The organism is Nocardioides sp. REDSEA-S30_B4, assembly GCF_001627265.1.
In the GTDB taxonomy this organism is placed as follows: Bacteria; Actinomycetota; Actinomycetes; order Propionibacteriales; family Nocardioidaceae; genus Nocardioides.
Genome location: NZ_LUPI01000026.1, coordinates 17,834 through 30,939 on the forward strand (window position 1 = coordinate 17,834; position 13,106 = coordinate 30,939).

Genomic DNA, 13,106 nt, shown 5'->3' on the forward strand with positions numbered 1-13,106 from the left:
CGGGACGTCGGCGTCCCGGTCGTCTGTATGGTGTGGGTGGTGTGGGTGGTGTGGGTGGTGTGGGTGGTGGATGGATCAGGTCAGTCAGGTCAGTACGAGAAGGGGAAGCTCTTCCAGTACGTGCGGATCCGCAGCCAGATGCCGAAGAGGCCGCGCGGCTCGAAGAGCAGGAACGCCACGATGAGGGCGCCGTAGAGCCCGACCTCGACCTCGAAGACGTTCGGGTGGTCGGTGGGGCTGCTGGAGACGAAGGGCAGGAACGCCGGCAGCTCCGAGGACAACCGCGGGAGCAGCGCGATCAGCAGCGCGCCCATGATCGAGCCCGAGATCGTCGCGACGCCGCCGATGAGCACCATCGCGATGAACTGCACCGAGAGCAGCAGCCCGAACTGCTCGGGGCTGAACTGACCGCTCCCCACGTAGAGCAACGAGCCGCAGACCCCGGCGAAGAACGAGGAGATCGTGAAGGCGATCAGCTTGTAGCGCCCCAGCTCCACCCCCATCACCCCGGCGGCGATGTCGCGGTCCCGGACGGCGGCGAAGGCGCGGCCGATGCGGGAGCGGGCGATGTTGCGACCCAGCAGGGCCATGATCACCAGCACCACCAGGAACAGCCAGAACAGCTTCTGCTCCTCGGTGTAGGCACCGTCCCGGGTCAGGTCGTTGCCCAGCACCACCGGCACCGCCGACTCGCGACCGATGCCCGGGCCACCGGACATCTCACGCCACTCGGCGAAGAAGTACTGCCCGATGAAGACCAGGCCGAGGGTCACGACTGCGAGGTACAGACCGCGCAGCCGGGTGGCCAGCGGCGCCACCACCACCCCGAACAGCGCCGCCACGACACCCGCGGCCACGATCCACACCGGGGCCTCGGAGACGCCGAAGCCGAGGTAGCGGCCGTCGGGGTCACCGGCCAGCACCGCCGCGGTGTAGGCGCCGACCCCGACGAAGAACGCGTGGCCGAGCGAGACCTGCCCGGCGTACCCGATGAGCAGGTTGAGCCCGATCGCACCGACGGCCAGCACCAGGCCGGTGCCGAGGAGTGCGAGGAGGTCGTCCTCGAGGGTCAGCGGGAGGTAGGCGGCGACCGCGATGATCGCCAGCACCCCCAGCTGCTTGGCCCGGGTGTTGAGCAGCGCCATCTCCTGGCCGTAGCTCGTGTAGAGCGTCGGCCGGCCCCAGCGGCGGCGGGGCTTGGTGGACGCCGGGGCGTCGGAGCCCCGTCCGGTGCGGCCGGGCTCGTGCTGGGTGGCGGTCATACCCGCTCCACCTCCTTGGTGCCGAAGAGACCCTGCGGTCGCACGAGCAGGACCAGCAGCATCAGGACGTAAGGGACGATCGCGCCCGAGTTGGTGTCCAGGAACGGGAACCACGTCGAGTGGTACGTCGACACGACCGCCTGCACGATGCCGATCACCAGCCCGCCGAGCACGGCCCCGCCGAGGGAGTCCAGGCCGCCGAGGATGATCACGGGCAGCGCGGTGAGCGCGATGATCCAGAGGTTCTGGTCGATCGGGTTGCCGGCCGAGGCGAACACCCCGGCGATCGCGGCGAGGGCGCCGGCGAGCGCCCACGAGACCGCGAACACCCGCCCCACGTCGACGCCCTGGGCCATCGCGGCCTCCTGGTCCAGCGCCGTCGCCCGCATCGCGAGCCCCATCCGCGTGAACCGGAAGAACGCGAACAGCAGGGCCACCACCAGGCCGGTCACCACGAAGGCAGCGATGTGCCGGTGCTGGACCTGGACCCCACCGATCGTGGTGACGTCAAGACCCCAGGGGTCCCCGATCGTGCGCGGGTCGACACCCACGAAGGCGCCGGCGACGACCCGCACCACGATGTCGATGCCGATGGTGATGATCGCGATGACGAAGACGGCCTTGCCGACCATCGGACGCACCGCGACCCGCTCGACCACCAGCGCCACGACCGCGATCGCGATCGTGCCCACCACGACGGCGGCGACGAAGCCCATCCGCGGGGAGAGGTGGCTCACCAGGACCGCCCCGGAGAGCATGAAGGCGGGCTGGGCGAAGGAGATCACCGACATCGCCTTGTAGATGATGACGAAGCCCAGCGCGAGCAGGGCGTAGACCGAGCCGTTGCCGGCGCCGATCGAGACCGCGGTGAGGAGCTCGGTCATCGAGCACCTCCTGGGACGGCGTACATCTGAGAGACCAGCTCCTCGAACGTCGCCGCGACCGCGGCTCGCTTGACCTTCTGCGTGGCGGTGAGCTCGCCGTCCTCGTGGTCGAGCTCCTTGGGCAGCAGCCGGAAGTCCTTGAGCTGCTCGACGGTGGCCAGCCGCTCGTTAACCTGCTTGACGATCCCGGCGACCAGCTCGTGGACCTCGGGCTTGGCCGCGAGGTCGGCGTACGTCGTGAACGCCAGGCCACGGCGCTGGGCCCAGTCCGAGACCGTGTCCAGCTCGATGCCGATCAGGCCGGTGAGGTACTTGCGGCCGTCACCGACGACCACGGCCTCCTTGACGTACGGCGAGGCCTTCAGGAGGTTCTCGATCTCCGAGGGCGAGACGTTCTTGCCGCCCGCGGTGATGATGATGTCCTTCATTCGGTCGGTGATCCGCAGGTGCGTGCCCCCGACCCACTCCCCCACGTCGCCGGTGTGCAGCCAGCCGTCGGCGTCGATGGTGCGGGCCGTCGCCTCCTCGTCGCGCCAGTAGCCCTTGAAGACCGCCGGGTGGCGCGTCAGCACCTCTCCCGTCCCGTCGTCGAGCCGGACCTCGGCGCCCTCCAACGGCTCACCGACCGTGCCCAGGCGCACCCGGCCTGGGCGGTTGGCGGTGGCGATCGCGGAGTTCTCGGTCATGCCGTAGACCTCGTGCATCGGCACGCCGACACCCATGAAGAAGCGCAGCACGTCGGGTGCGACCGGCGCCGCGCCACAGCTGGCGTAGCGGACCCGGCGCAGGCCGAGCCGCACCAGGAACGCGCGGTAGAAGAGAACCCAGCCGACCAGGTAGGTCAGCCTGCTGCCGAGGGTGTGGTTGCCGCCGGTGCGCTCGAGGAGCTCACCGGTCCTCTCGGCACGAGCCAGCCAGAAGCGTCCCCAGGCCCGCTTGACCGGCGTCGCGGAGTCGATCTTGATCCGCGCCGTGGCCAGCTGCTTCTCCCAGATGCGGGGCACCGCGAAGAACAGCGTCGGCTGCACCTCGGTGAGGTTGGCCGCCACGGTGTCGATGGACTCGGCGAAGTTGACCTGCGTGCCGGCGCCGGCGTTGTACCAGGTGGTGAAGAAGCGCTCGGCCACGTGGCACAGCGGCAGGTAGCTCAGCGTCAGGTCGTCCGGGCCGGCCGGTGGGTCGACGAACGAGGCCTCCTCCACCACCGTCTTCAGGCCGAAGGCGATGTTGGCGTGGGTCAGCATCGCGCCCTTGGGCGGGCCGGTCGTCCCGGAGGTGTAGACGAGGGTCAGCACGTCGTCGGGCTGCGCCGCCGCCATCCGTGCCTCCACCGCACCCGGGTGCGCGGCGCGGTGCTCGCGACCGAGCTGCTGAAGGGCGGGCCAGCCGAGCAGCCGGTCGTCGTCGTACCTGCCCTCGATGCCGCGGCGCTCGACGGTGATGATGCGCCGCAGGTCGGGGCACTGGTCGATGACCTCGAGCACCTTGTCGAGCTGCTCCTGGTCCTCGGCGAGGTGGATGCACGACCCCGAGTGCGAGAGGAGGTAGGCGACCTCGGCGGCGGGGTTGGTCGGGTAGAGACCGACCGTGATCGCGCCGACCGCGACGGTGGCGATGTCGAGCTCGAGCCACTCGGGGCGGTTCTCGCACTGGATGGAGACCCGGTCGCCCGACTCCACGCCGAGCGCGAGCAGCGCGTGGGCGGTGGTGAGCACGGTGTCCCAGTACTCCGCCCAGCTGATCTCCTTCCACACACCGAGGTCCTTGTGCCGCATGGCGACCGCGGTCGGGTCGCTGGCCGCACGGTCGCGGACCCGGGTCGCGACGGTGGTGGTGCCCACGGTGGGCGCGGTGGTGGTGCCTGCGCCGCTCATGCGTCCGCCCCCAGGTAGGCGCGGATGACCTCGGGGTCGCGCTGGACCTGCTCCGGCGTGCCGGTGGCGACCGGGCTGCCGAAGTCGACGACGAGCACGCGGTCGGCGAGGTCCATCACCAGGCCCATGTCGTGCTCGACCATGATCATCGGCACCTTCAGCTCCGAGCGGATGTCGACGATGAACCGGGCCATGTCCTCGGTCTCCTCCTGGTTCATGCCCGCCACCGGCTCGTCGAGCAGCAGCAGACGGGGGTCCATCGCCAGCGCCCGACCGAGCTCCACGCGCTTCTGCACGCCGTAGGGCAGCAGGCCGACGGGCAGAGTGCGCCATGCCGTGAGCTCGAGGAAGTCCACGATCTCCTCCACCCGGGCCCGGTGCGCGAGCTCCTCACGGCGCGCCTTGCCGACCCACGCCAGGGCGGCGAGCGGGCCGTAGCCGATGTGCTGGTGCCGCCCGAGCATCAGGTTGTCGAGGACGGTGAGGTTGGCGAACAGCTCGATGTTCTGGAAGGTCCGGGCCATGCCGAGCCGCGCGATCGCCGGCGGACGCATGCCCACCAGCTCGTGGCCGTGCAGCTTCACCGAGCCCTGCTGGGGCCGGTAGACGCCGGAGAGGATGTTGAAGACGCTGGTCTTCCCCGCGCCGTTGGGGCCGATGAGCGCGAACAGCTCGTCGGGGCGTACGTCGAAGGAGACCCCGTCCACGGCCGTGACCGACCCAAAGGTCAGCCGCACGTCGTCGACGACCAGGACCGGTTCCACCGTCTGCGCCTCCGTCTGCTCCACGGTCTGCGGGGCGCTCACGAGGCCCACCGCTTGCGTCGGCGGTAGTGCTTGACGTCGCGGAAGGATGTGCGCTCCTCGTCTCCCCCGATGCCGAGGTAGAACTCCCGGACGTCGTCGTCGGCGAGCAGCTCGGACGCGGGCCGGTCCATCACGACGCGACCGGTCTCCATGACGTAGCCGTGGTGGGCGATCGAGAGCGCCATGGTGGCGTTCTGCTCCACGAGCAGCACGCCGGTGCCTTGGCTGTTGATCTCCACGATGATGTCGCGGATCTGCCCGACCACCCGGGGCGCCAGCCCCAGGCTGGGCTCGTCGAGCAGCAGGTAGCGCGGGCCCGACATCAGGGCGCGACCGATGGCGAGCATCTGCTGCTCACCGCCGGAGAGGTAGCCGGCGGTCTGCTGCCGGCGCTCGACCAGTCGCGGGAAGAGGTCGAAGACGCGGGTCATGTTGTCGCCGGCGTCGCGGGGCGCGGCGTGGGCACCGACGCGGAGGTTCTCCTCGACGGTGAGCTCCTTGAAGATCCGCCGCCCCTCGAGCACGTGCTTGATGCCGCGCTTGGCCAGCTGCGCCGGGCGCAGGGAGTCCACGGACTCACCGTCCAGCGTGATACCACCCTTGCGGATCTCCCCGTGGTGCACGTCGAGCAGGCCCGACAGGGACCGCAGCAACGACGACTTCCCCGCACCGTTGGCGCCCAGCAGCGCCACGATGCGCCCGTCGGGCACCTCGATCGAGACCCCTCGCAGGGCTACGACGACGTCGTCGTAGACCACTTCGAGGTTGTTGACCGCCAGCACGGCACCGCCCCCTCCACCCACTGGCCACCTGTGTGACCGCCATCACCTTGGGGCGTCACCCTGCGGCACCTCGGGAGTGGCGTCAACCGGCCACGCGCACTACTGGGCAGTACGTTGGCGAACCGCCAAGATCGCGGCGCGCTGGCCGCACCGCCACGCCACTGGTCCAGACCACCTGGTGCCGCCGAGCGGAAGCGGGCGCGAAAACCGGTGGCGCCCCGTCGTGTCCTCCCGGGAGCATGAGCGACGGCGTCCGGCACGGGGCGCCGCCCCGAGCGTGAAGGAGCGTGACATGTCGACGACTGTCCTCGGCCTGCCTGCAGACCACCCCCTCCTCACCCACCGGAGCACCCGCAGTGACCACACCTCTTGGGACGTCGTCCCGTCACCCTGAGCAGCAGCACCCCCAGCAGTACGCCGGCATCGACCCGGCCTTCGTCTTCGACTTCCGCAGCAGCGACGAGGTCGATGAGACCACCCAGCGCTGGAGCACCTGGCTCAGCGTCGAGCCCCTCGCCCGGGGACCCGAGCCGCGGCCCGACTGGGTCGTGACCTCCCAGGCCGCCGTCGACACCGACCTCGGGGTCCTCAAGACCGGCAAGGAGGCCGACGCGTTCCTCCTCGAGCGCGCCGTCCCCGGCGCCGAGGACCGACCCGGGAACGCGGTCGTCATGGTGGCCAAGCGCTACCGCGGCGAGGAGCAGCGTTCCTTTCACCGCTCGGCGGCCTACACCGAGGGCCGCGCGGTCCGGAACACCCGCGACAACCGGGCGATGGCCAAGAAGTCCGCCTACGGCCGCAGCGTCGCCGCCGGGCAGTGGGCGTGGGCCGAGTTCGGGGCCCTGAGCCGGCTGTGGTCCCTCGGCCTGCCGGTCCCCTACCCCGTCCAGGTCGACGGCACCGAGGTCCTGATGGAGTGGATCACCGTCGACGGCGAGGACGGCCCCGAGACCGCCCCGCGGCTGGCGCAGGCCCGGCCCGACGCGGACCTGCTCGGGTCGTACTTCGAGCAGCTGCGCGAGGCGATGGCCACGATGGTGCAGGCCGGCCTCGTCCACGGCGACCTGTCGCCGTACAACACCCTGGCCGCGGACGAGCGGCTCGTGGTCATCGATCTGCCGCAGATGGTGGACCTGGTCGGCAACGTCAACGGGATGGACTTCCTGCTGCGCGACTGCCGCAACATGTGCACCTGGTTCCGCGCCCGCGGCCTGGAGGTCGACGAGCACGACCTGTACGCCGAGCTGCTGGCGCACGCGTTCTGACCTGGCCACGGCGCCGCACGTAGGGTCACCGGCGTGAGACGCACCCGTGGCCACACCGTCGACGTCACCACCCTCGCCGAGCTGGAGCGCCGGCTCGGCGAGGGGGTGCGCCAGCTCTCGGGGTGGCGGGTGCGCGGGGTCGACATGCGCGAGCGGCCAGGGCTGCTGCGGGGTCACGACGTCGAGGGCGCGACCTTCCTGGGCTGCGACTTCGCCGATGCGGAGGCCAGCGGCGCCGAGGCGGGCGGCGCGGTGGTGCTCCCCCGGCTCGTCGACACGACCGTGCCCGTGGACGTGCGACGGCGCTCGCTCTACACCGCCGAGGAGCTCTACGACGCGCCACGCTGGGTCGACTCCCTCGACGGTCGTGCCTACGCGTGGTCGCAGGACGCCCCCGCCTCCACGGCCGACGAGGCTGCGCTCGCCCGTACCCTGCACGACCACGCGATCGACCTGGCTCTCGACGCATGGCGCGCCGAGCGCCGGATCGTCGGCGTGATGGGCGGGCACGCGGCGCAGCGCGGCGACCGCACGTACGCCGACGCGGCCCGCCTCGGGCACCTGCTCGGCGCCGGGCTGACCGTGGCCACCGGCGGTGGGCCCGGGGCGATGGAGGCGGCCAACCTCGGGGCGCGGCTGGCCGCGCACCCGGCGGCCGTCGTGGAGGGGGCTCTCGCGGAGCTGTCGCGGGTGCCGTCGTACCGCCCCTCGGTGGATGCCTGGGCGGCCTCGGCGTTCGCCGTGTGCGACCGCTTCGACGAGCCGCGCGAGAGCCTGGCGATCCCGACCTGGCACTACGGCCACGAGCCGCCGGGCGTCTTCGCCACCGCGATCGCGAAGTACTTCCGCAACGCCACCCGCGAGGCCATCCTGCTGGAGGTGTGCGACGCGGGCATCGTCTTCCTGCCCGGGGCCGCCGGGACCGTGCAGGAGGTCTTCCAGGACGCCTGCGAGAACTACTACGCCGACGCGGGCGACGTGGCGCCGATGGTGCTGGTCGGTGTCGAGCACTGGACCCGCACGCTGCCGGCGTGGCCGCTGCTGAAGGCCCTGGCCGCCGAGCGCGCGATGGCGGACTCGGTGCACCTCGTCGACACCGTCGAGGAGGCGGCTGCGCTGCTGGGATGAGCCGAGCGGGCGTCGGTCAGCCCGCGAGCAGTCCCGCCCTGGCGGGGACGCCACAGGCCTCGCGGTAGTGCTCGACGAGCGCGTCGTTCACCGCCCGCCAGGAGCGGTCGGCCACGCTCAGACGCGCGGACCGCGACATCCGACGGCGCAGCAGTGCGTCGTCGACGAGTCGGCCGACGAAGCCGGACAGCTCGCGTGGGTCACCCGGGCTGTAGAGGAACCCGGCGACCTCGTCGGCGACGACGTCCACGGGTCCCCCGCTGCGCGGGGCCACGACCGGGACGCCGGAGGCCAGCGCCTCCTGCGCGGACTGGCAGAAGGTCTCGTGCCGGCCGGTGTGCACGAAGACGTCGAGCGAGGCGTAGACGGCACCGAGGTCGGCCCCGTGGAGCACGCCGGCGAAGTGCGCGTCCGGCAGCAACCGTCGTAGCTTGCCCTCCTCCGGGCCGCCTCCGACCAGGACCAGCCGGAACCGCGGGTCGGCGTGCAGGTGCACGAGGAGGTCGAGCTCCTTCTCCGCGGCCAATCGACCGACGTACCCGACGAGGAGTCGGCCGTCAGGAGCCAGCTGCTCGCGCAGCGCCTCGTCGCGACGACCCGGGTGGAAGCCCTCGAGGTCGACCCCGCGCGGCCACAGGTGGGTGTCGCCGATGCCGAGGTCGGCCAGCTGGCGCATGCTCGCGCTCGAGGGCGCCAGGGTCCGAGCGACGCGTCCGTGGATGCGGGTGGTCAGCCGGGCCATGGCGCGCGGGCCCCCGGCGATGCCGTAGCGCAGCGCGAAGCCGACGAGGTCGGTCTGGTAGACCGCGACGGTCGGGATGCCGAGCTCCTCGGCAACCAGCGCCGCCTGGTGGCCCAGCGTCGCCGGCGAGGCCAGGTGCACCACGTCGGGGCGGAAGCGCTGCATGACGAACCGCAGTCGGCGCCGCGTCTCCAGGCCGATGCGGAAGTCACGGTAGAACGGCAGGCTCGCGCCGCGCGCCACGGCCACCGGGAAACCGGCGTACGACGCCGGGCCGGTGGGCGCGACCAGCTCGGCCACGTGCCCCTCGGCCGCGAGGTGCTCCAGCACCCGGCGCACGGAGTTGGTGACCCCGTTGACCTGCGGGAGGAAGGACTCGGAGACCGCCAGCACCCGCAGCCGGTCGCTGCCGGTGGGCCGGGGGGCGGTCAGCGGCGCGGGGCGTTCGAGGATCGACCAGCTCATGCCCCCACCGTGGGGGACGCAGCGGAAGCGCCGGGAAGCGACAGGTGGGACCTCCGGGACGCTTCGGTGAACGTCGGTGGAACCGAGAGACCGGTCAGGCCAGCCGCAGCCGGCGCAGCCGCTCCTGTCCGTGCACCTCGAACCCGGCACGCCGCAGCACCGGGCCGGAGGTCTCCACGCGCCCCTTGACCAGGGCCATCGTGCAGCCGTGCGCCGCGCCCTCGGCCAGCCGCGTCGCGAGCAGCGCCCGGTAGACCCCGCGCCCGCGTGCCTCGAGGCGCACCGCGCCGCCCCAGAGACGGGCGGCCGGGCCGGCGACGCTCAGGCCGCCCACCCCGACGGCTCGCCCCTCGACCTCGGCGACCCAGCGGCCGCTGCCGGAGTCGAACTCCTCCTCGAGCTCGCGCACCGCCTCGGCCAGGCGCTCCGGCGGGGGGACCGAGCCGCCGAAGACCGCCGTGCTGACCTCCTCGAAGCGCTGCAGGGCGGGGACGTCGCGCACCTGGCGGACCGCCACGTCAGCGGGGACGGGCACCTCTGGCACGGCCGGCACCAGCGGTGCGGCGAAGACGTCGAGCGTCTCCTCCACCTCCGCCCCGCGGGCCTCGAGCCAGGGATCGAGGTCGGCCGGGGCGTCGAGCTTCACCCACACCGCGACCGAGTCGGCGTCCAGGCCGGCCGCGTGCTTGAGCACCTCGGGCATCACCTCGCGCGTCGGCCTGGTCGGCGTGAAGCGCAGCAGCTCCAGGGGACTGTAGAACCAGTCGGGGAAGCGGACGAGGAGGAACTCCTCGGTCTCCACGACCCGCGCGTCAGGGGGGTACCAGTTCCAGGCCGCGCTGGCGCCGGCCACCTCGTCGTGCGGGACCCGCACCGCGACCACCCGCCTACTCGGTGGCTGCGAGCTGTCCGCAGGCCCCGTCGATGTCGGAGCCGCGGGTGTCGCGGACCGTCGTCGGGATGCCCTTGGCCTCGAGCCGGCGGACGAACTCACGCTCGTCGGCGGGGTCGGAGGCGGTCCACTTGCTGCCCGGGGTCGGGTTGAGCGGGATCAGGTTGACGTGCACCCAGCCCCAGTCGCCGCGGGCGTTGAGGACGTCGGCGAGCAGGTCGGCGCGCCAGGCCTGGTCGTTGATGCCGCGCATCATGGCGTACTCGATGGAGACCCGGCGCTTGGTGGTCCGGGCGTACTCCCAGGCCGCGTCGACGGTCTCGGCGACCGAGAAGCGGGTGTTGATCGGGACCAGCTCGTTGCGCAGCTCGTCGTCGGGGGCGTGCAGGCTCAGCGCCAGCGTGACCGGGATGCCCTCGGTCGCCAGCTGCTTGATGCGCGGCACGAGGCCGACGGTGGAGACGGTGACGCCCCGGGCGGACATGCCGAGCCCGTCGGGGTTGGGGTCGGTGAGCCGGCGTACGGCGCCGATGACCGCCTTGTAGTTGGCCAGCGGCTCCCCCATGCCCATGAACACCACGTTGGAGACCCGGCCCGGGCCGCCCGGAACCTCGCCGCGGGCCAGCGAACGGGCGCCGGCCACGACCTGCTCGACGATCTCGGCGGTGCTCATGTTGCGCTGCAGGCCGCCCTGGCCGGTGGCGCAGAACGGGCAGGCCATGCCGCAGCCGGCCTGGCTGGAGACGCACATGGTGGCGCGGTCGGGGTAGCGCATGAGCACGGACTCGACCAGCGCTCCATCGAAGAGCTTCCACAGCACCTTGCGCGTGGTGCCCTTGTCGGCCTCCATCGTGCGCAGCGGCGTCATCAGCTCCGGCAGCAGCGCGCCGACGAGGTCGGCCCGCTGACCGGCCGGCAGGTCGGTCATCTGCTCGGGGTCGTCGACGAGGCGCGCGAAGTAGTGCGTGGAGAGCTGCTTGGCGCGGAAGCCGGGCAGGCCCTGCTCCTCCAGCAGCGCCTTGCGCTCGGCCGCGGTGAGGTCGGCCAGGTGCCGCGGCGGCTTCTTGCGGCCGCGCGGCTCCTCCATCACCAGGGGCAGCGTCTTGATGGGCTCAGCAGGCGTCTCCGACATAACGTCCCCATTCTCCCACCCGGGCGGTCGCCGGGCCGAACCCTCGCCCCGCGGCGTGACCCGTGCCTCAGCCCCGGCTGACCAGCAGCCAGAGCACCAGGGCCGCCACTCCCCCGACCACGAGGGCCGTGGAGACGATGCCGAGCAGCATGTAGCGGGCGAAGCGCCGCGTCACCGGCGGCACGAGCAGCGCGATCGGCACCGCGAGCGTGACCAGCACGAACGGGAAGAGGTCCTCGGCGGCCTCGTAGTCCATCAGGGCGGCCAGCACGGCGGCATAGGCGCCGGGCACCACCACGACGAAGACCAGGCCGGCGAAGAAGCCGGTCAGGGCGGCGAACACCGGGTGGCCGCGGTGCCACCAGCCGACCGGCCGTTCCTCGGAGGAGGTCGGTGCCGCGGTCTCGTCGGTCGTGGGGCCGGTCATGGAGGACAGCATGCCCCGATCCCCCGCCCGCCAGGCATCCCCGCGCCGGTCAGGGCTCCAGCGTCCAGAGGTCCGGGGTCGTGGAGCGCGCCCACCGCTCGAGGTCCGGCGGCTCGCCGGTCAGCGCGGCGACGACCAGCGTCCAGGCCGTCGCGTGCCCCACGAGCACGAGGTCCTGGCCGCGGTGGACGTCGAGGAGCCGGCGTACGGCGGGGACGACCCGCTCCCGGCACGCCTCCAGCGGCTCCCAGCCCGGCGCGACCGCACGGGCCGGCTGGTCGAACGCGGCCCGGACCCGCTCCTGGAAGTCCTCGAGCCACCCCGCCGCGCGCTCGTGCTCGCGCAGGTCGTCGAGCACCCCGATGTCGCCGTCGGTCAGCAGCTCGGCGGTGGCCAGCGCCTTCGGCTCGGGCGAGGAGCACCAGGCCGCCCCGGCAGGCAGCCGGTCGCGCAGCGCCCACACGTCGTCGTACGCCGCGGGGTCCAGCTCCCACGCGCTGGCCGGGCGCCCGGGGTCGCGCAGTGGCCGGCCGTGGCGGACCAGGTGCAGCGTCACGGTCGGCTCAGCGGTAGACGAGGTGGTGGAGCAGCAGCCAGATCGGGGCGATCGTGGCCAGGAGGGAGTCCAGGCGGTCCATCAGCCCGCCGTGCCCGGGGATGACCTGGCTCATGTCCTTGATGCCGAGGTCGCGCTTCATCACCGACTCGCACAGGTCGCCCAGGGTGGCCATGACCACCGCGATGAGGCCCAGGAAGATGCCGACCCACCAGTCCCCGTCGAGCAGCCACACGACCAGGAGGATGCCGGCGGCGACGGTGAAGACCATGGACCCGGCGAAGCCCTCCCAGGACTTCTTGGGCGAGATCACCGGCGCCATGGGGTGCTTGCCGAACAGCACACCGGCGACGTAGCCGCCGGTGTCGGAGGCGATGGTGACCCCGATGAACACGATGATCCCGCGCACCCCGTCGTCGTCGAGGCCGCCTCCGCCCAGGCCGCCCTCGGAGAGCAGCAGCGCCACGAAGGACCCCAGGAACGGGACGTAGACCAGGGTGAACAGCGAGGCGGAGGCGTTCTGGACGTAGCCCTCGATGCCGCGGCGCAGCAGCCACAGCATGGTGACCAGTCCGGTCACCGCGGTGGCGGTCACCAGGGCGTCGGACCCGAAGAGGTAGGCGACGACCACCATGACCACGCCGCCGACCATCAGCGGCTCCTCGGGCAGGTCGATGCCCTTGGCGGAGAACCCGCGCCCGAGCTCCCACACCGCCACGCACACGGCGATCGCCACGATCACCATGAAGGCGGCCTTGAGGAACAGCAGGGACGCCGCGATCGCGCCGAGGAGGACCGCCGCGGAGGCGATCGCGGCCTTGAGGTCGCGACCGGCCCGACCGTGGTCCTTGGGCGGGACGGGCTGGCTCGCGGGGGTGGGGCCCGTGGGGG

General features: G+C 72.3%; 13 protein-coding genes. 2 read left to right on the forward strand and 11 right to left on the reverse strand.

Going from position 1 to position 13,106, the window contains the following annotated elements; genetic code table 11:
• Positions 1–89: 89 nt before the first annotated feature.
• From A6R01_RS06955 to A6R01_RS06975, 5 genes are read right to left on the reverse strand one after another with little or no spacing between them, the layout of a single operon-like run.
• A complete protein-coding gene (locus tag A6R01_RS06955) occupies positions 90–1,262 on the reverse strand; it encodes a branched-chain amino acid ABC transporter permease (RefSeq protein ID WP_292604745.1) in 1,173 nt (390 codons plus the stop codon).
• Positions 1,259–2,146 (reverse strand): branched-chain amino acid ABC transporter permease, encoded by an 888-nt coding sequence (locus tag A6R01_RS06960; RefSeq protein WP_292604746.1) that lies wholly within the window; start codon positions 2,144–2,146, stop codon positions 1,259–1,261. The genes A6R01_RS06955 and A6R01_RS06960 overlap by 4 nt, the downstream gene beginning before the upstream one ends.
• The gene (locus A6R01_RS06965) at positions 2,143–4,020 is read right to left on the reverse strand and encodes an AMP-binding protein (protein WP_292604747.1); all 1,878 of its coding nucleotides are present in this window, start codon (positions 4,018–4,020) and stop codon (positions 2,143–2,145) included. The genes A6R01_RS06960 and A6R01_RS06965 overlap by 4 nt, the downstream gene beginning before the upstream one ends.
• Positions 4,017–4,826 carry an ABC transporter ATP-binding protein gene (locus A6R01_RS06970; RefSeq protein ID WP_292604748.1) on the reverse strand — a complete coding sequence of 270 codons (810 nt, stop codon included), beginning with the start codon at positions 4,824–4,826 and terminating at the stop codon, positions 4,017–4,019. The genes A6R01_RS06965 and A6R01_RS06970 overlap by 4 nt, the downstream gene beginning before the upstream one ends.
• Positions 4,823–5,608: an ABC transporter ATP-binding protein gene (locus tag A6R01_RS06975; protein WP_292604749.1), complete on the reverse strand. Its 786-nt coding sequence runs from the start codon at positions 5,606–5,608 to the stop codon at positions 4,823–4,825. The genes A6R01_RS06970 and A6R01_RS06975 overlap by 4 nt, the downstream gene beginning before the upstream one ends.
• Positions 5,609–5,964: 356 nt before the next feature.
• Here A6R01_RS06975 and A6R01_RS06980 point away from each other — a divergent pair, with 356 nt between their 5' ends.
• Positions 5,965–6,873: an RIO1 family regulatory kinase/ATPase gene (locus A6R01_RS06980; RefSeq protein ID WP_292604750.1), complete on the forward strand. Its 909-nt coding sequence runs from the start codon at positions 5,965–5,967 to the stop codon at positions 6,871–6,873.
• Positions 6,874–6,906: 33 nt separating this feature from the next.
• Positions 6,907–8,001: an LOG family protein gene (locus tag A6R01_RS06985; protein WP_292604751.1), complete on the forward strand. Its 1,095-nt coding sequence runs from the start codon at positions 6,907–6,909 to the stop codon at positions 7,999–8,001.
• 16 nt (positions 8,002–8,017) lie between these two features.
• Here A6R01_RS06985 and A6R01_RS06990 read toward each other — a convergent pair whose 3' ends face one another.
• The 6 genes from A6R01_RS06990 to A6R01_RS07015 form a co-directional block, all read right to left on the reverse strand.
• Positions 8,018–9,208, reverse strand: a complete 1,191-nt coding sequence (locus tag A6R01_RS06990; RefSeq protein ID WP_292604752.1) for a glycosyltransferase family 1 protein — start codon at positions 9,206–9,208, stop codon at positions 8,018–8,020.
• 94 nt (positions 9,209–9,302) lie between these two features.
• Positions 9,303–10,082: a GNAT family N-acetyltransferase gene (locus tag A6R01_RS06995; RefSeq protein WP_292604753.1), complete on the reverse strand. Its 780-nt coding sequence runs from the start codon at positions 10,080–10,082 to the stop codon at positions 9,303–9,305.
• A 13-nt stretch (positions 10,083–10,095) separates the two neighbouring features.
• Entirely contained in the window at positions 10,096–11,232 is a 1,137-nt protein-coding gene (gene rlmN, locus A6R01_RS07000) for a 23S rRNA (adenine(2503)-C(2))-methyltransferase RlmN (protein WP_292604754.1), read from the reverse strand.
• A gap of 67 nt (positions 11,233–11,299) precedes the next feature.
• Positions 11,300–11,659 carry a hypothetical protein gene (locus A6R01_RS07005; protein WP_292604755.1) on the reverse strand — a complete coding sequence of 120 codons (360 nt, stop codon included), beginning with the start codon at positions 11,657–11,659 and terminating at the stop codon, positions 11,300–11,302.
• 49 nt (positions 11,660–11,708) lie between these two features.
• Positions 11,709–12,215, reverse strand: a complete 507-nt coding sequence (locus tag A6R01_RS07010; protein WP_292604756.1) for a histidine phosphatase family protein — start codon at positions 12,213–12,215, stop codon at positions 11,709–11,711.
• 7 nt (positions 12,216–12,222) lie between these two features.
• Positions 12,223–13,106, reverse strand: an 884-nt coding sequence (locus tag A6R01_RS07015; RefSeq protein WP_366925096.1) for a phosphatidate cytidylyltransferase, incomplete at its 5' end; no start/stop codon positions are given.

Coding starts and splice junctions, on each gene's coding strand:
- A6R01_RS06955 (WP_292604745.1), bottom strand. CDS start 1,262: ATGACCGCCACCCAGCACGAGCCCGGCCGCACCGGACGGGGCTCCGAC.
- A6R01_RS06960 (WP_292604746.1), bottom strand. CDS start 2,146: ATGACCGAGCTCCTCACCGCGGTCTCGATCGGCGCCGGCAACGGCTCG.
- A6R01_RS07005 (WP_292604755.1), bottom strand. CDS start 11,659: ATGACCGGCCCCACGACCGACGAGACCGCGGCACCGACCTCCTCCGAG.
- rlmN (WP_292604754.1), bottom strand. CDS start 11,232: ATGTCGGAGACGCCTGCTGAGCCCATCAAGACGCTGCCCCTGGTGATG.
- A6R01_RS06990 (WP_292604752.1), bottom strand. CDS start 9,208: ATGAGCTGGTCGATCCTCGAACGCCCCGCGCCGCTGACCGCCCCCCGG.
- A6R01_RS06965 (WP_292604747.1), bottom strand. CDS start 4,020: ATGAGCGGCGCAGGCACCACCACCGCGCCCACCGTGGGCACCACCACC.